We start from the raw sequence: 19,934 nt of genomic DNA, 5'->3' as shown, positions 1-19,934 counted from the left end.
TGGCATTTAATTTTTTATTAGGTTGTAGCTTCCCTAATCATGTTTTTAGCAATAATAATTTGTTGAACTTGCGTCGTTCCTTCATATAAACGGAACAAACGCACATCACGATAAAAACGTTCAATGGCATATTCGCTGATATAACCTGCCCCACCGTGAATTTGTACGCAGCGATCTGCCACTCGACCACACATTTCGGTCGCAAACATTTTTGCGCAAGAAGCTTCTGTGCTAATGTTTTCGCCATTGTCACGGCGGCGAGCTGCATCTAGAACCATACATTTAGCAGCGTAAATCTCGGCTTTTGAGTCGGCGAGCATGGCTTGAATAAGCTGGAAGTTAGCAATAGGTTGCCCAAATTGCTTACGCTCAATTGCATAGTGAAGAGCATCATTTAACATGCGCTCAGAAACACCCACGCTATATGCACCAATGTGCAAACGCCCTTTATCTAGAACTTTCATGGCAGTTTTAAAACCAACACCTTCTACACCGCCAATCAGTGCAGATGCAGGTACTCGGCAATTTTCAAAAATGACATCACAGGTATGAGAACCCTTTTGCCCCATTTTTTGATCAATTTTGCCCAAGGTAATACCGGGTGTGTTGGCTTCTACTAAAAAGGCTGAAATACCACCCGATCCTTTAATTTCAGGATTGGTTCGTGCCATTACCGTAAAAGTTGCAGCATGCGGTGCATTGGTAATAAAACGCTTAGTACCATTTAGAACGTAAAAATCACCATCTTTTACTGCACTGGTTTTTAAAGAGGCTGCATCCGACCCTGACTCAGGTTCAGTTAAACAAAATGAACCTATAATTTCGCCACTTGCATAACGTGGTAAATATTTTTGCTTTTGCTCTTCTGTGCCATCAATCAAAATCGCGCTTGAGCCAATTCCATTATTGGTACCAATTAAAGAACGGAAAGCTGGTGAGGTTTGCCCAAGTTCAAATGCGACTCTTACCTCTTCTTCCATGGTGATGCCTAAGCCACCATATTCTTCTGGAATTGTGAGTCCGAACAAACCAAGCTCACGCATTTGCTGCACAATGTCATCCGGAATTTTATCTTTCTCTACCACTTCGTTTTCACGAGGGATCAATTCATTTTTTACAAAATCTCGAATTGTTGAAAGTAACTGCTCCAACATCCCTTCATCACGGATCATCTGTGATCTCCCTTCTTATGTATTTTCATCGTACCCATCAGCCAATTCCAGCTTGTCTAGCTACCATGTTTTAAATCTTGTTTACTGCGGATTTGTTTCATAGTACGAGAACAAAAACACAAATTTCAAGCTTTTTTGAAAATTAATTTCGTTTAACGAAACTTAAAAACAGACCAATACACAATATCAATCACTTAGGTTCTTTAAGGGATCACAATTGCTCTATTAGAGTAAATAAGACTTGAAATAAATTCCAAAATAAGCATCATAAAAGGAATATAGTTTTGATATGCGAAACAAGGAATGCAAAAATGAGCAAAGAAATAGGGAATAATTTCGTAGATGTTGATTACACCATTCAAAAAATAGCGATTGTAAAAATTAACCGCCCAGAAGCTAAAAATGCCTTAAACGGTGAAGTTCGTAAGCAATTAGCACAAATTTTTTCCGAATTAAGTTTTAACGATGACATCAATGCCGTTGTACTCACAGGTGGCGATGAAGTTTTTGCTGCAGGTGCAGATTTAAAAGAAATGGCAACAGCAACTTCAACAGAAATGCTATTACGTCACACTGAACGTTATTGGAACGCAATTGCCCAGTGTCCTAAACCAGTGATTGCGGCTGTAAATGGCTATGCGTTAGGTGGTGGCTGTGAATTGGCAATGCATGCCGACATTATTATTGCCGGTAAAAGTGCAGTTTTTGGACAACCAGAAATTAAAGTTGGTTTAATGCCAGGTGCTGGTGGCACACAGCGTTTGTTTCGTGCAGTCGGTAAATTTCATGCTATGCGCATGATTATGACAGGTGCAATGGTGAAGGCTGAAGAAGCTTATATCATTGGGCTTGTTTCACAAGTGACAGAAGACGACCAAACTATTTCAGCCGCTATTCAAATGGCGCAAAGCCTAGCAAAAATGCCACCTATCGCCTTGCAGCAAATTAAAGAAGTTGCACTCATGAGTGAAGATGTTCCATTAAATGCTGGCTTAACCCTAGAGCGTAAAGCATTCCAACTACTGTTCTCTACCGAAGATAAAAATGAAGGTGTTCAAGCCTTTATTGAAAAACGCAAACCGTCTTATCAAGGTAAATAATTTAAATCAATAAGAACAAAGGAATGAAAATGGCTAAAAAAGTATTTATTAGTGCAGGGGGTTCAGGGATTGGACGCTGCATTGCTGAGGCGTTCTTAAACAATGATGATGAAGTTTTCGTTTGTGATATCAATGCTAAAAGCCTCGAGCAGTTTCAGCAGGATTTTCCAAATCTGCATATATATGCATGTGATTTAGCAAAGCCTGAACAAATTAAGCTGATGTTTGCCGAAGCAATCCAAAAACTTGGCCATATTGATGTTTTAGTGAACAACACAGGCATTTCAGGCCCGACCATTGCAGCAGATGAGCTAAGTTTTGAAGATTGGAATACGGTTATTAATTTGAATCTGAATAGCACTTTTTTAATTACTCAATTAGCGATTCCCTTGTTAAAGCAATCAGATGCAGGTGTCATTATTAATATGTCATCAATTGCAGGTCGCTTAGGCTATCCATATCGTTTGGCGTATTCAACCTCTAAATGGGGGCTCATTGGTTTTACCAAAACGCTTTCTATGGAACTCGGTGCAGATAATATTCGAGTTAACGCGATTCTTCCAGGTGCAGTTGATGGTGACCGTGTCCAGCGCGTTTTACAGGCCCGCGCCGATGTAGCCCATAGCTCACTTGAACAAGTCACACAAAATGCACTTAAAAATCAGTCGCTCAAATATTTTGTAAATCCGAAACATATCGCAGATTTATGCCTATTTTTAGTCTCAGAGAGTGGGCGTTCTATTTCAGGCCAGATCTTACCAATTGATGGTGATAAACAATGCTTAAGCTAAATCACCCACCCTTATTTATCCGCTTAATTTCAAATACAGATCAATAATCAGGATGATCGACATGACTTATGATATTAAAAGCATGGCTGTGATTGGTGTAGGTATTATGGGCAGCGGTATTGCTCAAATTGCTGCACAATCAGGACATACCACTTATTTATATGATGCTAAGGCTGGTGCAGCAGAACAGGCCAAAGAAAAACTTGCTGCTACATTTCAAAAGCTAGTCGAAAAAAATAAAATTACGCCTGAACAAGCCGCAACTGCAAATAGTCATTTAATTGTTGCACACCAAATTGAAGATTTAAAAGATTGCGACCTGATTATTGAAGCCATTGTTGAACGTCTGGATATCAAACAAAGTTTGATGCAACAACTTGAAGAGGTTGTTTCCGAAAATACCATCCTAGCTTCCAACACATCTTCTCTTTCTATCACGGCAATTGCTGCAAACTGCAAAAAACCTGAACGTGTGGTGGGCTACCATTTCTTTAACCCTGTTCCACTCATGAAGGTTGTTGAGGTCATTCGAGGCTTAAAAACCGATCCACTTATTATCGACGCTTTAAATAGCTTGTCTCGTGCATTCGGCCACCGCCCTGTGGTTGCTAAGGACACACCAGGATTTATTATTAATCATGCTGGACGAGCTTACGGAACTGAAGCTTTAAAAATTCTAAATGAAAATGTCTGCGACATTAGTGAAATTGACCGAATTTTACGTGACAGTGTTGGTTTTAGAATGGGACCCTTCGAGCTAATGGATTTAACAGGGCTTGACGTTTCTCATCCTGTCATGGAGTCGATTTACCATCAATATTATGAAGAAGCCCGTTACAAACCAAATCCGTTAACCAAACAAATGTTGGAGGCTAAACAACTCGGACGCAAGGTTAATCAAGGTTTTTATAATTATGAAACCGGTTCAAAAAAAGGTGAACAACCCGCCAAGTTTGTAGACCGTTTAGCGCAATATCCAAAAGTTTGGGTAGCAGCAGATTTCTCTGAAGATAAAACCCAGCTTGAAGATTATTTAACTCAGCAAAATATTGCCTTAGATACTGGCTCTGCACCGCAATCAGACAGTTTATGTTTACTCGCTTGTTATGGCGAAGACACAACTCAAGCAGCTACACGCCTAAGCGTTAATCCTGAGCAAGCAGTTGCTATAGACATGTTATATGGCATTACAAAACATCGCACATTAATGCCTTCACTTGTTACCAAAGCTGACTACCGTCAGGCAGCTCACTCTATTTTCAATTTAGATGGAAATACGGTCAGCATGATTGCTGAAAGTATCGGGTTCGTTGCTCAGCGTGTTTTAGCCATGGTCATTAATTTGGGCTGCGATATTGCACAGCAAAATATTGCAACAGTAGATGATATTAATGCGGCAGTACGTCTTGGCCTAGGCTATCCATTTGGCCCAATTGAGTGGGGCGATCAAGTCGGTAGTCAAAAAATCTTACTCATTCTCAACCGTATAACAGCACTTACGCATGACCCACGTTACCGCCCTAGCCCGTGGTTACAGCGCCGCGTCGCGCTTAATTTACCTCTCACTTTTACTCATGAGTCTTGAAAAGGAATTTCTCAATGTTAAATGCATATATTTATGATGGTTTACGTAGCCCAATTGGTCGCCATGCAGGTGAACTTGCCTCAATTCGTCCAGATGATTTAGCAGCGACAGTCATTCAAAAGTTACTTGAAAAAACCGGTGTTCCGGGTGCTGATATTGAAGATGTAATTTTAGGCGATACCAACCAAGCAGGTGAAGATAGCCGTAATGTTGCGAGAAACGCGCTTTTACTTGCAGGTTTACCTGTCACTGTACCCGGTCAAACCGTAAACCGTTTATGTGCTAGTGGTTTAGGTGCGATAATTGACTCTGCGCGTGCCATTACTTGTGGTGAAGGTGAATTATATATTGCAGGTGGTGTAGAAAGTATGTCACGTGCACCCTTTGTGATGGGTAAAGCTGAAAGTGCTTATAGCCGTGATGCTAAAATTTATGACACCACGATTGGCTCTCGTTTTCCGAATAAAAAAATTATTGCTCAGTACGGCGGTCATTCAATGCCTGAAACGGGCGATAATGTTGCTGCCGACTTTGGTATTACACGAGAGCAAGCCGATTTATTTGCGGCTCAGTCACAAGCCAAATATCAAAAAGCCAAAGAAGAAGGTTTCTTTGCGGGTGAAATCACCCCAATTGAGGTTTTCCAAGGCAAAAAGCTTCCACCAAAACTGGTTTCTGAAGATGAACACCCTCGCCCAAGCTCGACTGTTGAAGCACTTACGAAATTAAAACCATTGTTTGAAGGTGGTGTAGTAACTGCTGGGAACGCTTCAGGCATTAATGACGGCGCTGCGGCACTCCTGATTGGTTCAGAAGCCGCAGGTCAAAAATATGGCTTAAAGCCTATGGCAAAAATATTGTCAGCAGCAGCAGCTGGTATTGAACCACGTATTATGGGGGCCGGCCCTATCGAAGCCATTAAAAAGGCAGTTGCACGTGCAGGGCTGACTTTAGATGACATGGATATTATTGAAATTAATGAAGCTTTTGCCTCACAAGTGTTGTCTTGCTTAAAAGGCTTAAATGTTGATTTTAATGACTCTCGCGTAAATCCAAATGGCGGTGCGATTGCTATTGGTCATCCACTTGGTGCTTCTGGTGCCCGTCTTGCTTTAACAGTGGCACGCGAACTCATTCGCTGTAAAAAGAAATATGCTGTCGTAAGCCTATGTATTGGTGTGGGTCAAGGCCTCGCTATGGTGATTGAAAACGTTTCATAATCACCAAACCAGATATCCATTCATCACAACAGCGCAGTGATGAATGGATTTATTTTGCAGAGCGAAATATAATAGCAAAACTTTGCTTTATTATATTTGAGGATCGAATGTCTCAGAATTCAAAAACTGAACAACCAATAAATTTTGATGAGATACGCCTAGATCCTATTTCACATATTCATCGGGAAAATAACCCTCAATTTATCGCTTCTTTAGCACGTGGCTTAGAACTTTTACGCTGCTTTTCTGCAAATAATCAGGTACTTGGAAATCAAGAACTCGCAAAAATGACAGGTTTACCAAAACCGACTATTGCACGTATTACCAATACCCTTGTGTCATTAGGTTATTTAAAACAATTGCCTAACTCGACCAAATATACGCTAGACATTGGTGTTTTATCTTTAGGATATGCAGCATTGTCGAATATTTCTATCCGTACTATTGCTCATCAATATATGGAAGAGATGAGTCAACATGTGCAAGCGCCTGTGGCAATGGCAACACGTGACCGACTCAATATGGTGTATATCGATGTGGTACAAATTGAAACTGCATTAAATATGCGCCGTCCAATTGGCTCAACTTTGCCACTTCATAGTAGCTCAATGGGAAGAGCATGCTTAGCGGCGACTCCTGAACGTGAACGTAATTTTTTACTTGATGCGCTTAAACAAAAGAACGCTGAAAACTGGCCTGCCATCAAACGCTCTTTAGAACGAGCTTTCCGAGATTATCAAGATTACGGATATTGTTTGTCTTTAGGTGAATGGCATAAAGAAGTGAACTCGGTCGCTGTACCATTAGTCAGCTCTAAACACGGTCTTTATGTCTTTAACTGTGGTGCGCCAAGTTTCCATTTAAATCCGGAAAAACTTGAAGGTGAAATTGGACCACGTTTAATCCATATGGTGCACAATATTCAAGATGCTTTGAATGAAACGCACTGACAACCGTACTTAGAAAAGTAATGGTTGTGATGGTTAAAGTTCCTCTTTCATTATGACAATAGGCATGATGAAAAACGCACTCTATACCCCAACCATTATTTTAATGGCTATTGCAGCAGGCATCTGTACAGGCGGAAATTATTTTAGCCAACCACTTATTCATTCGATTAGTTTGAGCTTAAATTTAACCGAAACCACCACGGCATGGGTGCCTACTTTAGCCCAGATTACCTATGCTTGTGGCTTACTCTTTTTAATGCCACTAGGCGACATTTTAGAAAAGCGCAAACTGCTCTTCATCTTTATGTTACTGGCTGCAAGTGGATTAATTATTAGTGGTTTTTCACACAATATTTATCTGCTCTTACTAGGTACAATCATTACCGGTCTATTTTCCAGTTCAGCCCAGCTTCTATTACCCCTTGCTGCAAGTCTGGTTCCAATTCAACAAAGTGGTCGTGTTGTTGGGTTTTTACTGAGTGGTCTCATGATGGGAGTTTTACTCGCTCGCTCCCTATCAGGGTTAATGTCTACGCTTTTTGCATGGAATGTGATTTATCTGGTCAGTGGCTTTTTATTATTGGTTATCGCCATTATTTTGCACCGTAGTATTGGATTGTTCCCACCCACCAAATCTGAAAACTATGCGAAAACCATCCGCTCACTTCCACAAATTTTTATTCAAAATCGACGTTTAAGAACCAGAACTTATATTGGTGGTTTTACATTTGCCTGTGTAAGTTTAACCTTTACTACCATGTCATTACTTTTGGCTCCCGCTCCCTATTTTTTTAGCGACTTTACGATTGGCCTTTTTGGTTTTGTTGGTGTTTTAGGAACTTTCGTTGCCAATTTTTCAGGCAAATTTATTGATCAAGGGTATATCCACAAAATTTCAATTTATTGCGGCGTGGGACTTATTCTAAGTTGGGTTCTTTTTTCACTTTTACCCTACCATTTCATTTTTTATATTATTGCCTTACTCATTCTATACGCTTCACTTTCCGCAGTTCATGTCACCAATCAAAGTATTGTATTTAAGCTTAATCAAGAATTACGTTCGCGTTTTAATGCGATTTATATGACTGGTTATTTTGCTGGCGGCGCTTTAGGCACCACAGCTGGAAGCTACGCTTGGAAACATTTTGGTTGGACAGGTGTCTGTATTTTAGGCTTAATTTTTGCCGTATTGTGTCTTTATTATTGTATCGCCGATGCAAAAGATCAGCACAACTAGTAAGCTTGTGCTGATCTTAAACGAATAACTTTCAATAATTTCGTAATAAACGTTATGAGCTAAAGTTAGATTTTATAAAAGCCCTAATAAACGTCCACGAATAATATCTTCTGCGTCTTTTACAATACGGCTGACCAATTCATCACAGGTCGGAATATCATGAATTAAACTTGCAACTAACCCACATGACCATGCTCCAGCATTTACATCGCCATCTATCATGACTTTAGGATAAACTCCTGCAACCTCTTCAATAATATCTTCAAATTTAATGTTGTCACCAAGCGCTTTTTCTTTCGCTACAATTTTTTCAACGGCCACATTATTGAGCACGCGCTCGGTATTGCGTAAAGCACGCATAATTAAACGGGTATCTCTTTCAGTCGCATTCAGAATTGCCTGTTTCACATTTGCATGAACTGGAGCTTCCTGAGTTGCAATAAAACGTGTTCCCATATTAATTCCATCTGCCCCCATGGCTAAAGCTGCCGCGAGTGAACGTCCATCCGCCATCCCGCCTGAAGCAACAAATGGAATTTCTAATGCATCGGCTGCTAAAGGCAATAAAATCATATTCGGTACATCATCTTCGCCCGGGTGCCCACCACACTCAAAACCATCTACAGAAACTGCATCGCATCCAATTTGTTGAGCTTTTAGGCTATGTCGAACAGAGGTACATTTATGAATAACTTTAATTCCAGCAGCCTTTAAATAAGGCATGACTTGTTCAGGATTACGACCCGCTGTTTCTACAACCTTTACTCCGCCCTTAATAATTGCTTCTACAAAACCCGGATAATCTGGTGTATTTACGGTAGGCAAGAAAGTTAAATTTACGCCAAAAGGTTTATCAGTCATTTCTCGACAGCGCGCAATTTCTTTTGCTAGATTTTCAGGCGTTCTTTGCGTCAGGCCAGTAATAATGCCTAATCCACCTGCATTTGAAACCGCAGCAGCAAGCTCCGCAAAACCGACATAATGCATACCGCCTTGAATAATCGGGTGCTCGATTTCAAATAATTCTGTAATTTTGGTCTTCATCTTATTTCCACTCACTTTTTATATACCTAGCTTCTGATTTCCTTAGCATGTCTAGGTACTTTATTACCAATAAATCCTGTAAACAATTTAAACTTACAAAGCTTAAAATTTCGCAATACAAAACTATATACCACAATATAAAACAAATTAATTGATAACGGAATTTATTTTCGATAGGATTATCTTATTAATTTAAAGTTTTAACTTCAAATCTGTCTAAGAATATTTGGTTTGAATCAACAATAAAGCAAATATTCTTCAAATAGTTAAACAAAAGGAATGAATGATGCAGCAGGATGATAAGAGTCAAAATAAATTGGCAATAGGTGTGATTAAGCAACATTTAAATAAAAATATACTCACGCTAACGATGAGCAATCCCAGCAAAAAGAATGCGATTAATTATGAAATGTATTCTGCACTCAGTCAGGCATTAGATGAGGCAGCAATCAATGAAGAAGTTCATGTTGTTATACTCACAGGCGAAGGTTCTGCATTTACCAGTGGCAATGATGTAAATGCATTCGAAACGCGTAATACAACCAGTACCGAACCGCCCTCTTCAATTGTATTTCTAAAAAGCTTAGCAACTTTTCCAAAACCGATTATTGCCAAGGTAAATGGTGTAGCAATTGGCATTGGCAGCACCATGCTTTTACATTGTGACCTCGTGTATGCAAGTCAAAACTCTATTTTTCAGTTCCCTTTTGTGAACCTCGGACTTGTGCCTGAAGCGGGTTCAAGTTATATCTTACCGAGATTATTAGGTTTTGCTCGGGCTTCTGAAATTATTTTACTCGGTGAAAAATTCTCGGCAGGCCAAGCAAAAAATTATGGTTTAGTGAATGAAATATTTGAAGAGAACGAGCTAAATCAATTTGTTGAAGATACGGCAACCAAACTCGCAAATAAACCAAGTCAAGCATTACAACTGAGTAAAAAGTTGCTAAGAGATATGCCTATTGATGATCTATTGAATCGTATTGATCATGAGTCGGCTATTTTCTCGCATTGTTTGCAAGGTGAAGAATTTAAAGAAGCCCTAAGCGCCTTCAAAGAAAAAAGAAAACCGAATTTTCATAAACACATCATTTAAAATAGAACTTATGAAAAAGGCCAGCAATCAATATCTTTGCTGGCCTTTTTCATTTTTTAATTCAGTACAGTTAACTAATCTCAGTACGAATGTTATTCACCATATGTAAGAGACGTGGTGCAATATCTTCTTCAAGTTTTTCTCGGTTCATAATAAAGCTTGGACCGCCACAGTTGAACACTAGTAAACCATGTTGTTCATGAATCAGTGGAACTGCAACTGAGTTCACATCTTTATGCCATTCGCCAATTGAAAAACAATATCCAAAATCTTGGTAGTCTTTAAAAGCTTTGTCTAAATCACGATTAATCTTGATCCAGTCTTCTTTATGCTTGGTACGAATCGCATCAAGCAAAAACTCTCTTTCATCTTCAGGCATTGCGGCTAAACACGCACGTCCCATGGAACTTAAATGAATCGGTAAATAGGTTCCGACCTGACGGCGCATGGTCATATTTCCTTTACCTTGTACTACGTCAAGATAAATCATATTGAGTCGATCACGTGTCGCCATTGCGACCGCAGCGCCAGCATAGTCTGCCAGATTTTTCATATATGGATGAGCAATAGAACGAATCGACACGTTAGAAAGCATCGAATAACCAAAAGCAAGAACCCCAACTGAAAGTTGAAATTTGCTCGAATTTGGTACTTGTTTGATATAACCCAAACGAGACAAAGTGTGCGTTAGACGAGTAATGGTTGGCTTAGGCAAACCCGTCATTTGTGCGAGTTCTTGGTTTCCTAAATGCTGATGTTTTGGGGTAAAACAGCGTAATAGCTCTAAACCACGGGCTAATGCAGTAATAAATTGACGATCATTTTCATCCTGCATGTCTTGAATCGGATGTAATAATTCATGTCTTAAAGGCGCTAATAATTTTTCTGTTTGTTCTGCATCTACTGCATCATTCATTGTCATACCAATCCGTATTTTGTTTCGCACTGCGAAAATTATAATCTATTTTTTCTATAAATAGCAAAAAAGCAAACGTCCGAGTCTGCATCTAAAATATAACTTGATTTAAACCATTCAAGCGAAAGGCTAAATATTTTATTTTCTAATTTTAAAAATAATTTTAACCCTTCGCTTTCAGGCCAGCTTATGCAATCACGCCTTTTTTCTTAAGCTCATCTAATTTTTCCAGAGAAACGATTCGACCTAAAACCACTTGTGTATGTTCACCCAACAGCGGAGGAGCTGTTTTGTACTCAACAGGTGTTCTTGAAAGTTTGATTGGCGAACCAATGACCTTCAATTTTTCACGTTGCGGGTGATTCATCTCGACCAACATTTCTCGGGCAATCACTTGTGGCTCTTGAAAAGCTTGTTCCAAGTTATTGATTACACCTACCGGAACTTTAGCCGCATAGATTGCATCTACCCATTCATCTGCCGTCTTTGTTAAAAAGTGATTTGATAAAATTTCGATAATTTCACTACGATATTTGATTCGGTCTGCATTTCGGGCAAAACGCGCATCATTGGGTAAATCAGGTAAACCAATACTTCTACAGAGCTGAATAAACTGAGTGTCATTTCCACATGCAATAATGAAATCACGGTCAGAAGCTTTGAACACTTGATAAGGCACAATATTGGCGTGCGCATTGCCATAACGCTTAGGGATATTACCCGATGAAAGATAATTCATTCCCTGATTTGCCATAGTCGCAATTTGGACATCAAGCAAGGCCATATCAATGTATTGACCTAAACCTGTTACATGACGGTTAAGTAAAGCAGCTTGTATGGCAATCGTAGAATAAAGTCCAGTCGCTAAATCGGAAAAAGCCACCCCTACTTTTTGAGGACCACCACCCGGTAAATCATCGCGCTCACCCGTGACCGACATGAGTCCGCCCATTCCCTGAATAATAAAGTCGTAACCGGGTTCTTCAGCTCTCGGACCATTTTGACCAAAACCTGTAATTGAGCAATACACCAATTTGGGGTTAATTGCAGATAAAGACTCGTAATCTAGGCCATATTTTTTCAAAGAACCCGCTTTATAGTTCTCAATCACCACATCTGTGTCTTGAATTAAAGCTTTAATCAATTCTTGACCATCAGGGCTGGCAATATCGATGGCAACCGATAATTTATTGCGGTTTGTAGACTGATAATAAGCCGCCTCTTGAGTATCAAGACCAGAGTCATCTTTCATCCAAGGTGGTCCCCAAGAACGGGTATCGTCACCGACTTTGGGTCTTTCAATTTTGATGACCTCTGCACCTAAATCGGCCAGCGTCTGTCCACACCAAGGCCCAGCCAATACCCGACTTAAGTCAAGCACCCGAATTCCATTTAAAGCACCCATCTTCATCCCACTCTATCTGGTGACTCATTTCCTATAGGAAAACTTATCCATTTAAAATTTCGCATAGCGATATATATTTTTAATATACACACCTCATTTTAAAAATCAAACTTTAATTTTCCACTAAAAATGATGATTTTTTATAAGAAAATATAGCTTAAATAAATCAATAAATTAGCTTATTATAAATCAATAACAATATATCGCATTGCGAAATTAATTTTCAAAATATATTGTTTTGCATCCATCCTTTGATTACTATCGCTTCAAATATTGATGATTTTACGAACATCACATTGATGTTCTTAGCATGTAGTAAAAGGATGAGACTATGATTCGAGATCAGGAAACCTTAAATCAACTTGTTGATATGATTCGACAATTTGTTGAAGGTGTATTAATTCCTCATGAGAATGAAGTCGCTGAAACGGATGAAATTCCTCAAGATATCGTTGAGCAAATGAAAGCGCTGGGCTTATTTGGTTTAACCATTCCTGAAGAGTACGAAGGCCTTGGACTCACAATGGAAGAAGAAGTCTATGTGGCGTTTGAATTAGGACGAACCTCTCCTGCTTTTCGTTCGCTTATTGGTACCAATAATGGCATTGGTTCAAGTGGTCTCATTATTGACGGTACAGAAACGCAAAAATCATTTTTCTTGCCACGTTTAGCTCGCGGTGAAGTAATCAGTTCTTTTTGCTTAACTGAACCAGATGCGGGTTCTGATGCTGCATCTTTAAAGACGAGTGCAGTAAAAGACGGCGACTTTTATATTTTAAATGGCACCAAACGCTTTATTACCAATGCTCCTCATGCTGGCGTATTTACAGTCATGGCACGCACAAGCTCTGATATTAAGGGTGCTGGTGGTATTTCTGCTTTTATTGTCGACAGTCAAACACCGGGTATTTCTCTTGGCAAACGCGATAAAAAAATGGGGCAAAAAGGCGCTCACACTTGTGATGTGATTTTTGAAAATTGTCGTATTCCTGCTTCAGCACTCATTGGTGGAGTTGAAGGCGTTGGCTTTAAAACCGCTATGAAAGTGCTTGATAAGGGCCGCTTGCATATTGCTGCATTGAGTGTGGGCGCCGCGACAAGAATGCTAGACGACTCTTTAAAGTACGCCATTGAACGTAAGCAATTTGGGCAACCGATTGCCGAATTCCAACTTATTCAAGCCATGCTCGCTGACTCCAAAGCCGAGATTTATGCAGCCAGATGCATGGTGTTAGACGCTGCACGCCTACGTGATGCAGGACAAAACGTAAGTACCGAGGCCTCATGCGCAAAAATGTTTGCAACCGAAATGTGTGGTCGAGTTGCAGATCGCTGCGTACAGATCCATGGCGGTGCAGGTTACATCAGTGAATATGCGATTGAACGTTTTTATCGAGATGTTCGCTTGTTCCGCCTCTATGAAGGAACTACCCAAATTCAACAAATGATTATTGCCCGAAACATGATTCGCGCTGCGTCTTAATCAATTTTAAGCACTTTCAAACGACTTGAAGTGCTTTCAATCAAATGTAGGTAATGGATTATGGCTACAAATTACAAAGAAGGTCTTTCACGCATACAACCACATACGTGGAAAATCGCATTTATTTTTGCCTTTCTGGCGCTATTGGTAGATGGTGCAGATTTGATGCTGCTGTCTTATAGCTTAAATAGTATTAAGGCAGATTTTGGATTAAGTTCGGTACAAGCAGGCATGCTCGGTAGTTTTACTTTAGCAGGTATGGCTGTTGGTGGAATTTTTGGCGGTTGGGCATGTGATAAATTTGGTCGCGTCCGAATTGTTGTTATTTCTATTTTAATTTTTTCACTCTTAACTTGTGGACTTGGTTTTACTCAGAGCTTTCTTCAATTCGGTATTTTAAGATTTTTTGCTTCACTAGGACTTGGCTCGCTCTACATTGCCTGTAATACCTTGATGGCCGAATATGTTCCGACACGTTACCGCACAACAGTACTCGGAACCTTACAAGCGGGCTGGACGGTTGGATATATTGTTGCAACATTACTTGCAGGTTGGATTATTCCAGATCATGGCTGGCGCATGCTGTTTTATGTTGCGATTATTCCGGTCATTATTGCTGTTCTCATGCATATTCTTGTACCAGAACCAGAAGCATGGCAAAAGTCTCGACTTCAACAACCTGTTACAGCGCAAAACACTCCGAAAACATCGGCATTTAAGCTTATTTTTCAAGATAAACAGAACCGTAATATGTTTATCCTTTGGGCATTAACCGCAGGTTTCTTACAGTTTGGCTATTATGGCGTAAATAACTGGATGCCTTCTTACCTAGAAAGTGAATTGGGTATGAAGTTTAAAGAAATGACGGCTTATATGGTCGGTACTTATACCGCCATGATTTTAGGTAAAGTCCTTGCCGGCATGATGGCAGACAAACTAGGTCGTCGTTTTACCTATGCCTTTGGTGCCATTGGTACTGCTATTTTCTTACCACTTATTGTTTTTTATAACTCTCCAAGCAATATTTTATATTTACTGGTTACTTTTGGTTTCCTATACGGTATTCCTTACGGCGTAAATGCAACCTATATGACTGAAAGTTTTGCGACAGCTATCCGCGGTACGGCAATTGGCGGCGCTTATAATGTTGGTCGTCTTGGAGCAGCACTTGCCCCTGCCACAATTGGCTTCTTAGCGTCTGGTGGTTCTATTGGTTTAGGTTTTGTCGTAATGGGCGCTGCCTACCTGATTTGTGGCGTGATTCCTGCCCTATTCATTAAAGAAAAACTATATGACCCACAAAAGTCGTAAAGAGATCTATCACATAGGTCATATGCCTATATGGTGATGGTTCTAACGATCTAAACATGTGTTTTAAATCGTTAGAAGGAAATAAGGAATCTACTCCTCAAAGTTGCCCCTTATTTCCAAACATGTAGAGTTTATCTACTCTTCATTTTAATTTTTTAGGTAAGCTTAGTTCCCAAGGGAGCTAAGCTTAAAAAGCAGGTTCTCATTACTTAGAAAATCAACTTGCGTGCTTAAAACTATCAATTTGCTTAATCTCATAAGGCAAACCAACATAGTTTTCAGCCAATGTTGTTCTACCTGCAATCGAACCAAGTACATAACTTAGTTCGGCTTGTTTAATCTTATGATCAAACTCACTTTCAGTTTCAAAGCGATGTAATAAATGAGTCATCCACCAAGAAAAACGCTCTGCTTTCCATACGCGTTGTAGGCATTTTTCAGAATATTCATCAATACCTTGTTCTGAACCTTCCACATAATATTCAACAAGTGCACTTGATAAATAAGCAATATCGGAAGCAGCGAGATTTAGGCCTTTTGCTCCTGTTGGTGGAACAATATGCGCAGCATCACCTGCTAAAAATAGTTTTCCGAAGCGCATTGGCTCAGTCACAAAACTACGTAACGGCGCAATACTTTTTTCAATAGAGGCCCCAGTTACTAGCTTTTCACGGCTTTCAGGATCTAGGCGGTTTTTTAACTCATCCCAGAACTTTTCATCCGACCAGTCTTCTACGTGATCTGTTAAAGGGACTTGTAAATAATAACGGCTACGCGTTTCAGAACGCATACTGCATAAAGCAAATCCGCGTTCTGACTGTACATAAATCAATTCATCGGCTACAGGTGGAACATCTGCCAACACACCTAACCAGCCAAACGGATAAACTTTTTCAAAGGTTTTAATTTTATCTTCTGGCACGCTGGCACGGCAGACACCATGGTAGCCATCACAACCTGCAATGAAGTCACACTCAATTTGAAAGGCTTTACCTTGGTACTCAAACTCAACTTTGGGCGCAGTGTAGAAATCTTTAACCTGCACATTTTGAGCTTCATAAAATGAAGTCAGCTTCTCTGCTTCGCGCGCAGTCATCAAGTCTTTAGTGACTTCGGTCTGACCATATACGGTCACTTGTTTTCCAGCTGTTAGTGCCGCCAAATCAACCCGATGTTTTACACCATTGGTTAAGATTTCAATGCCCGAATGCGGTAATCCTTTGTCTTTTAAATTTTGGTCAACGCCTGCTTGTTTAAGTAAGTCGACCGAAACTTGCTCTAAAATTCCTGCACGAATCCGTGAAGCCACATATTCAGCACTGCGTTGCTCAACAATAATATGGTCGATACCAGCTTTATATAGAAGTTGCCCAAGCAATAACCCTGCTGGTCCAGATCCAATAATTGCAACCTGTGTCTTTAAAATATCCATAACTTCATCCTTGTTTCATCCTGACTTTTAAATTACTGGCTTTAAGTTTTGTGCACTATGTATCCAAGACGAAAATAACCGTTTATCATTTAGTTTGTCCGAATAGCGGACAGAAACAACCAAAATAGCAGGAATGAAAGGATGCCTTCTCTCGATGCTTTTTTAGAGCACCCAAACTCGCATGAGAAAATTCGTCAAGAAGATTACATTGCAGGATTAGCAAAAGGCTTGGCTTTACTGGAAGCTTTTGGAACAGATCGGCAACGGCTCAATGTGACTCAAGTGGCCGAGCGAACCGGTATTAGCCGCACGGCGGCAAGGCGTTATCTTAAAACTTTAAAATACTTAGGCTATTTAGAAACAGATGAACATTACTTTTGGCTCACTCATCGCGTGCTGCGCTTTTCGAGTTCTTATTTAAGCTCTGCCCACCTGCCTAAAGTTGCTCAGTCATTTTTAAATCTTTTGTGTGCACAGACATCTCTTACTTTTTCGATTGTGGTGCTGGACGATAACGAAGTTGTGCCGATTGCCCGTAGTTATTTACCACAGCAAGATAATTTGCGTGTAAGCCCTTACGGCATGCATTTAGGAAATCGACTCCCTGCCCATGCCACTTCGACGGGTAAAGTTTTACTTGCAGCACTATCTGAAGAAGCTCAGCACACGTGGGTAAAAACTTATGGTTTAAAGCGCTTAACCCCATTTACTATTGTCGATGAATCAAAGTTTTTTGAAGTGCTTAAGGGCATTTCATTATCGGATTATTGTCTTTCTAAAGAAGAACATGAGCTTGGCGTGATTGCGATTGCAGTGCCTGTTTTTAATGCACAAGGTCAAGCCGTGGCAGCACTTAACTGCATGTCTCAAACCAACCGTGTACAAGAGGATTATTTGGTTCAACAAATCTTGCCCTTACTGCGTAACACGGCAAATGAACTCAGAAATGTGATTTAAATAGACATAGAAACTCTTGTCATCAATTAGAGGTACAAGAGTTTCAGCTCATGATTTTAAATGGCGAATTCTTTAAATCACTGGTCTGCCAGAACTAATGAAAGAACGAATACGAGCCAATTGAGCAGCTAAACAATATTGAAAAAATTACTAACAGCAATTTTAGGCATTGATTCGGTGAGGAAGATTGTGTTCAATAGACATGGCTTTTTGCCAGCTTTCTAAGTTTTCTAGACTTTTTACATATTGTTCAATATTAAGATATTTTGATCGAATATTTAAAGAATTAATTAGTCCATAGACTACGAAACCAATCATAAAATCTGCACCCGTTAAGCAATTGTCTACTAAGAATTTTTTGCCTACTAATTGTTGATCTAAATATGAAAATACTTTATCCAACTCAGCATGTGCATATTGATCTAAGAACTTTAATTGAGTGCCATTTTTTAACTCAATCGAATTAAAAATATTTAATAAATATGGAACCATAGCCGAACTTTCTGAAAAATGAACCCATTGTAAATAATCAAGATAACTGTCTGAATCTTTCGCGGGCATAAGTTGAGGAGCAAACTTTTCAATCAAAATTTCTACAATGGCACCTGATTCAGCAATTACTTTTCCATTGAGCTCAATCACAGGTGATTTTCCTAAAGGATGAATGTTTTTTAATTCTTGAGGTGCAAGATTTGTAGTTTTATCTCGAAAATAACTTTTTAATTCATAAGGTTGATTAATTTCTTCAAGTAACCACAGAATGCGAAATGAGCGTGAAGCATTTAAATGATGAAGAATAATAGACATTAATTTTCTCTTTTAAACTAGAAGGTCAACAAAGTGAGGCCTCACTATATAGATTGATAGACGACCGGTCTAATAATTTTTGTTATCAGCTCGGCATTTGTCTGATTAAGTAATAAAGTAAATGTGTTAAAAACATAAAAAAACCACATCCGTAGATATGGTGACAAATTGGCTTTTAATTTTATCGACTGTCTAGCGCATTCTGAGACCTCAAATTACATCAACTACCTAAACTGCGCAAAAAACAATCCAACACCTTTTCCCTCTCATCCATTTGATTTGAGTCTAAAAGCTGAATAATTGCGCCCTCAATCATATATAAAAATAGTTTAGCGTCTTGAAAAGTCGCATCGGTGTTTAGTTTTATAAGCTGGCTATAGATTTCATTGATAAGCCAAGTTCTATATTTAATTGCGACTTGATAGGCCTTTGGATAAGTCAGTTTTATCTCAAAAATGGCTTTAAACAATAGAAAGTACAGCCCATCTACATCGGTATGTAAAAGATAAAGTGCCTTGAGTTTATCTCTAGCGCTTGGGTGGCTGGTGTACTCAGTAATTGAAACCACTTTTTCTTTTAGACGCTCTTTTTGCGCGATCAAACAGATTTCAATAAATCGCTCTTTAGAGTGAAAGTAGTTATAAAAAGTCACTTTTGGAATCTTTGACTCTTTCAGAATTTTGTCGACCCCAACCGTATGAAAGCCGTGATGGTGAAATAAATAAATCGACGTATTAATAACTTGTATGGCACGTGTTGGGAGAACTAACTTTGGCATAGTTTTACCGTTATAAAAATTCTTGTTGTTTCTAAGTGAGATACTTTTGGGGGAGAAAAAAAGGCATAGCAAAGCCTATAAAGACTGTGCTTGGCACATCTCAAGTTTTGTTGTTCAAATAAGTTTTTTGAGCGTAATGACTTAAAGCCTGAAAACCTTAGGGCGTTCAAGCTGCTTTAAATTTTTAAGCTGTGTCGTTATAGCTTTTGGCAAAGGCTGCCAAGAAATAATGGATGTTCAAAGCCAACTCCTTTTTTATTGGGAGTTCTGCCGACATTAAAATTATGGTGGCAGAACGAGAAAGGGTTCGCGGACTGGTACAACAACCAGCACACCCGAAGGTGTCCCTCTCCCGTCCTACCGCTACGGGAGGGAACGAGGAGCTTACACGCAAAACTATCCCTCAGAAAGGAATAATTCTGATGCTGTTGTATACGGTCCGCGACGACCGACTGGCAATGTAGGCCAGCAGGCAAAGAATAGTGCCCAACCCTTTTGCAGTCAAGCACGCAAAATGCCATTTGTTTTAAATTAAATCATTAAAAAAGTAAGGCTAAATAATGAGGGAGTTATTGTTAAGTGGAGGTTGTAGAGAGTAATGAAACTATGATTCAAAATGAAAGTATTAAGTTGAAAAAATCTGTCGAACA

The 19,934-nt window shown here is 39.5% G+C and carries 17 protein-coding genes; 10 read left to right on the top strand and 7 right to left on the bottom strand.

The features are described from left to right. Positions 1-17: 17 nt before the first annotated feature. Positions 18-1,172 carry an acyl-CoA dehydrogenase family protein gene (locus BMW38_RS00835; protein WP_092705456.1) on the bottom strand — a complete coding sequence of 385 codons (1,155 nt, stop codon included), beginning with the start codon at positions 1,170-1,172 and terminating at the stop codon, positions 18-20. A gap of 311 nt (positions 1,173-1,483) precedes the next feature. Between BMW38_RS00835 and BMW38_RS00830 the strand changes: the two genes are divergently transcribed. From BMW38_RS00830 to BMW38_RS00805, 6 genes are all read left to right on the top strand, one after another. Next, the gene (locus BMW38_RS00830; protein WP_092705455.1) at positions 1,484-2,272 is read left to right on the top strand and encodes an enoyl-CoA hydratase; all 789 of its coding nucleotides are present in this window, start codon (positions 1,484-1,486) and stop codon (positions 2,270-2,272) included. A gap of 29 nt (positions 2,273-2,301) precedes the next feature. Further along, positions 2,302-3,063 carry an SDR family oxidoreductase gene (locus tag BMW38_RS00825; protein WP_092705454.1) on the top strand — a complete coding sequence of 254 codons (762 nt, stop codon included), beginning with the start codon at positions 2,302-2,304 and terminating at the stop codon, positions 3,061-3,063. Between the two features lie 61 nt (positions 3,064-3,124). Further along, positions 3,125-4,648 carry a 3-hydroxyacyl-CoA dehydrogenase gene (locus tag BMW38_RS00820; RefSeq protein ID WP_139193525.1) on the top strand — a complete coding sequence of 508 codons (1,524 nt, stop codon included), beginning with the start codon at positions 3,125-3,127 and terminating at the stop codon, positions 4,646-4,648. A gap of 14 nt (positions 4,649-4,662) precedes the next feature. After that, the gene (locus BMW38_RS00815) at positions 4,663-5,868 is read left to right on the top strand and encodes a 3-oxoadipyl-CoA thiolase (protein WP_092705453.1); all 1,206 of its coding nucleotides are present in this window, start codon (positions 4,663-4,665) and stop codon (positions 5,866-5,868) included. A gap of 107 nt (positions 5,869-5,975) precedes the next feature. Beyond that, the gene (locus BMW38_RS00810; protein WP_004642385.1) at positions 5,976-6,818 is read left to right on the top strand and encodes an IclR family transcriptional regulator; all 843 of its coding nucleotides are present in this window, start codon (positions 5,976-5,978) and stop codon (positions 6,816-6,818) included. A 64-nt stretch (positions 6,819-6,882) separates the two neighbouring features. Next, entirely contained in the window at positions 6,883-8,055 is a 1,173-nt protein-coding gene (locus tag BMW38_RS00805) for an MFS transporter (protein ID WP_092705452.1), read from the top strand. 72 nt (positions 8,056-8,127) lie between these two features. Here the strand turns inward: BMW38_RS00805 and BMW38_RS00800 are convergent, their stop codons facing one another. Further along, positions 8,128-9,099: an NAD(P)H-dependent flavin oxidoreductase gene (locus BMW38_RS00800; RefSeq protein WP_004642382.1), complete on the bottom strand. Its 972-nt coding sequence runs from the start codon at positions 9,097-9,099 to the stop codon at positions 8,128-8,130. A gap of 286 nt (positions 9,100-9,385) precedes the next feature. Here BMW38_RS00800 and BMW38_RS00795 point away from each other — a divergent pair, with 286 nt between their 5' ends. Then, positions 9,386-10,195: an enoyl-CoA hydratase gene (locus BMW38_RS00795; RefSeq protein ID WP_092705451.1), complete on the top strand. Its 810-nt coding sequence runs from the start codon at positions 9,386-9,388 to the stop codon at positions 10,193-10,195. Positions 10,196-10,265: 70 nt separating this feature from the next. Here BMW38_RS00795 and BMW38_RS00790 read toward each other — a convergent pair whose 3' ends face one another. Both BMW38_RS00790 and BMW38_RS00785 read right to left on the bottom strand, forming a co-directional pair. Then, positions 10,266-11,111 (bottom strand): IclR family transcriptional regulator, encoded by an 846-nt coding sequence (locus BMW38_RS00790; protein WP_017389939.1) that lies wholly within the window; start codon positions 11,109-11,111, stop codon positions 10,266-10,268. Between the two features lie 187 nt (positions 11,112-11,298). Beyond that, a complete protein-coding gene (locus BMW38_RS00785; protein WP_092705450.1) occupies positions 11,299-12,516 on the bottom strand; it encodes a CaiB/BaiF CoA transferase family protein in 1,218 nt (405 codons plus the stop codon). A gap of 331 nt (positions 12,517-12,847) precedes the next feature. Here BMW38_RS00785 and BMW38_RS00780 point away from each other — a divergent pair, with 331 nt between their 5' ends. Then, the gene (locus BMW38_RS00780; protein WP_092705449.1) at positions 12,848-13,999 is read left to right on the top strand and encodes an acyl-CoA dehydrogenase family protein; all 1,152 of its coding nucleotides are present in this window, start codon (positions 12,848-12,850) and stop codon (positions 13,997-13,999) included. A 60-nt stretch (positions 14,000-14,059) separates the two neighbouring features. Beyond that, positions 14,060-15,310 (top strand): MFS transporter, encoded by a 1,251-nt coding sequence (locus BMW38_RS00775; RefSeq protein ID WP_092705448.1) that lies wholly within the window; start codon positions 14,060-14,062, stop codon positions 15,308-15,310. Between the two features lie 217 nt (positions 15,311-15,527). On the opposite strand, the gene pobA is transcribed toward BMW38_RS00775, so the two are convergent. Further along, the gene (gene pobA, locus BMW38_RS00770) at positions 15,528-16,742 is read right to left on the bottom strand and encodes a 4-hydroxybenzoate 3-monooxygenase (RefSeq protein ID WP_092705447.1); all 1,215 of its coding nucleotides are present in this window, start codon (positions 16,740-16,742) and stop codon (positions 15,528-15,530) included. A gap of 141 nt (positions 16,743-16,883) precedes the next feature. Between pobA and pobR the strand changes: the two genes are divergently transcribed. After that, complete coding sequence (gene pobR / locus BMW38_RS00765; protein WP_092705446.1) at positions 16,884-17,699, top strand: IclR family transcriptional regulator PobR; 816 nt, start codon at positions 16,884-16,886, stop codon at positions 17,697-17,699. 162 nt (positions 17,700-17,861) lie between these two features. Here pobR and BMW38_RS00760 read toward each other — a convergent pair whose 3' ends face one another. Further along, positions 17,862-18,506, bottom strand: coding sequence for a glutathione S-transferase family protein (locus BMW38_RS00760; RefSeq protein WP_092705445.1), 645 nt, complete (start codon positions 18,504-18,506; stop codon positions 17,862-17,864). 220 nt (positions 18,507-18,726) lie between these two features. After that, on the bottom strand, positions 18,727-19,284 hold the full coding sequence (locus BMW38_RS00755; protein ID WP_092705444.1) for a TetR/AcrR family transcriptional regulator: 558 nt from the start codon (positions 19,282-19,284) through the stop codon (positions 18,727-18,729). Positions 19,285-19,934 lie beyond the last annotated feature (650 nt).

This window comes from Acinetobacter sp. yr461 (genome assembly GCF_900110445.1).
Lineage (GTDB): Bacteria > Pseudomonadota > Gammaproteobacteria > Pseudomonadales > Moraxellaceae > Acinetobacter > Acinetobacter calcoaceticus.
Note: the sequence above shows the minus strand (reverse complement) of the source record. Positions and strands in the feature narration are given on the sequence as shown.

What these genes read in the sequence shown, in the direction of transcription:
- BMW38_RS00780 (WP_092705449.1), top strand. Translation starts at nt 12,848, where the DNA reads ATGATTCGAGATCAGGAAACCTTAAATCAACTTGTTGATATGATTCGA.
- BMW38_RS00800 (WP_004642382.1), bottom strand. Translation starts at nt 9,099, where the DNA reads ATGAAGACCAAAATTACAGAATTATTTGAAATCGAGCACCCGATTATT.
- BMW38_RS00835 (WP_092705456.1), bottom strand. Translation starts at nt 1,172, where the DNA reads ATGATCCGTGATGAAGGGATGTTGGAGCAGTTACTTTCAACAATTCGA.
- BMW38_RS00830 (WP_092705455.1), top strand. Translation starts at nt 1,484, where the DNA reads ATGAGCAAAGAAATAGGGAATAATTTCGTAGATGTTGATTACACCATT.
- BMW38_RS00795 (WP_092705451.1), top strand. Translation starts at nt 9,386, where the DNA reads ATGCAGCAGGATGATAAGAGTCAAAATAAATTGGCAATAGGTGTGATT.
- BMW38_RS00785 (WP_092705450.1), bottom strand. Translation starts at nt 12,516, where the DNA reads ATGGGTGCTTTAAATGGAATTCGGGTGCTTGACTTAAGTCGGGTATTG.
- pobA (WP_092705447.1), bottom strand. Translation starts at nt 16,742, where the DNA reads ATGGATATTTTAAAGACACAGGTTGCAATTATTGGATCTGGACCAGCA.
- BMW38_RS00760 (WP_092705445.1), bottom strand. Translation starts at nt 18,506, where the DNA reads ATGTCTATTATTCTTCATCATTTAAATGCTTCACGCTCATTTCGCATT.
- BMW38_RS00790 (WP_017389939.1), bottom strand. Translation starts at nt 11,111, where the DNA reads ATGAATGATGCAGTAGATGCAGAACAAACAGAAAAATTATTAGCGCCT.
- pobR (WP_092705446.1), top strand. Translation starts at nt 16,884, where the DNA reads ATGCCTTCTCTCGATGCTTTTTTAGAGCACCCAAACTCGCATGAGAAA.
- BMW38_RS00810 (WP_004642385.1), top strand. Translation starts at nt 5,976, where the DNA reads ATGTCTCAGAATTCAAAAACTGAACAACCAATAAATTTTGATGAGATA.
- BMW38_RS00815 (WP_092705453.1), top strand. Translation starts at nt 4,663, where the DNA reads ATGTTAAATGCATATATTTATGATGGTTTACGTAGCCCAATTGGTCGC.
- BMW38_RS00775 (WP_092705448.1), top strand. Translation starts at nt 14,060, where the DNA reads ATGGCTACAAATTACAAAGAAGGTCTTTCACGCATACAACCACATACG.
- BMW38_RS00820 (WP_139193525.1), top strand. Translation starts at nt 3,125, where the DNA reads ATGACTTATGATATTAAAAGCATGGCTGTGATTGGTGTAGGTATTATG.
- BMW38_RS00825 (WP_092705454.1), top strand. Translation starts at nt 2,302, where the DNA reads ATGGCTAAAAAAGTATTTATTAGTGCAGGGGGTTCAGGGATTGGACGC.
- BMW38_RS00755 (WP_092705444.1), bottom strand. Translation starts at nt 19,284, where the DNA reads ATGCCAAAGTTAGTTCTCCCAACACGTGCCATACAAGTTATTAATACG.
- BMW38_RS00805 (WP_092705452.1), top strand. Translation starts at nt 6,883, where the DNA reads ATGATGAAAAACGCACTCTATACCCCAACCATTATTTTAATGGCTATT.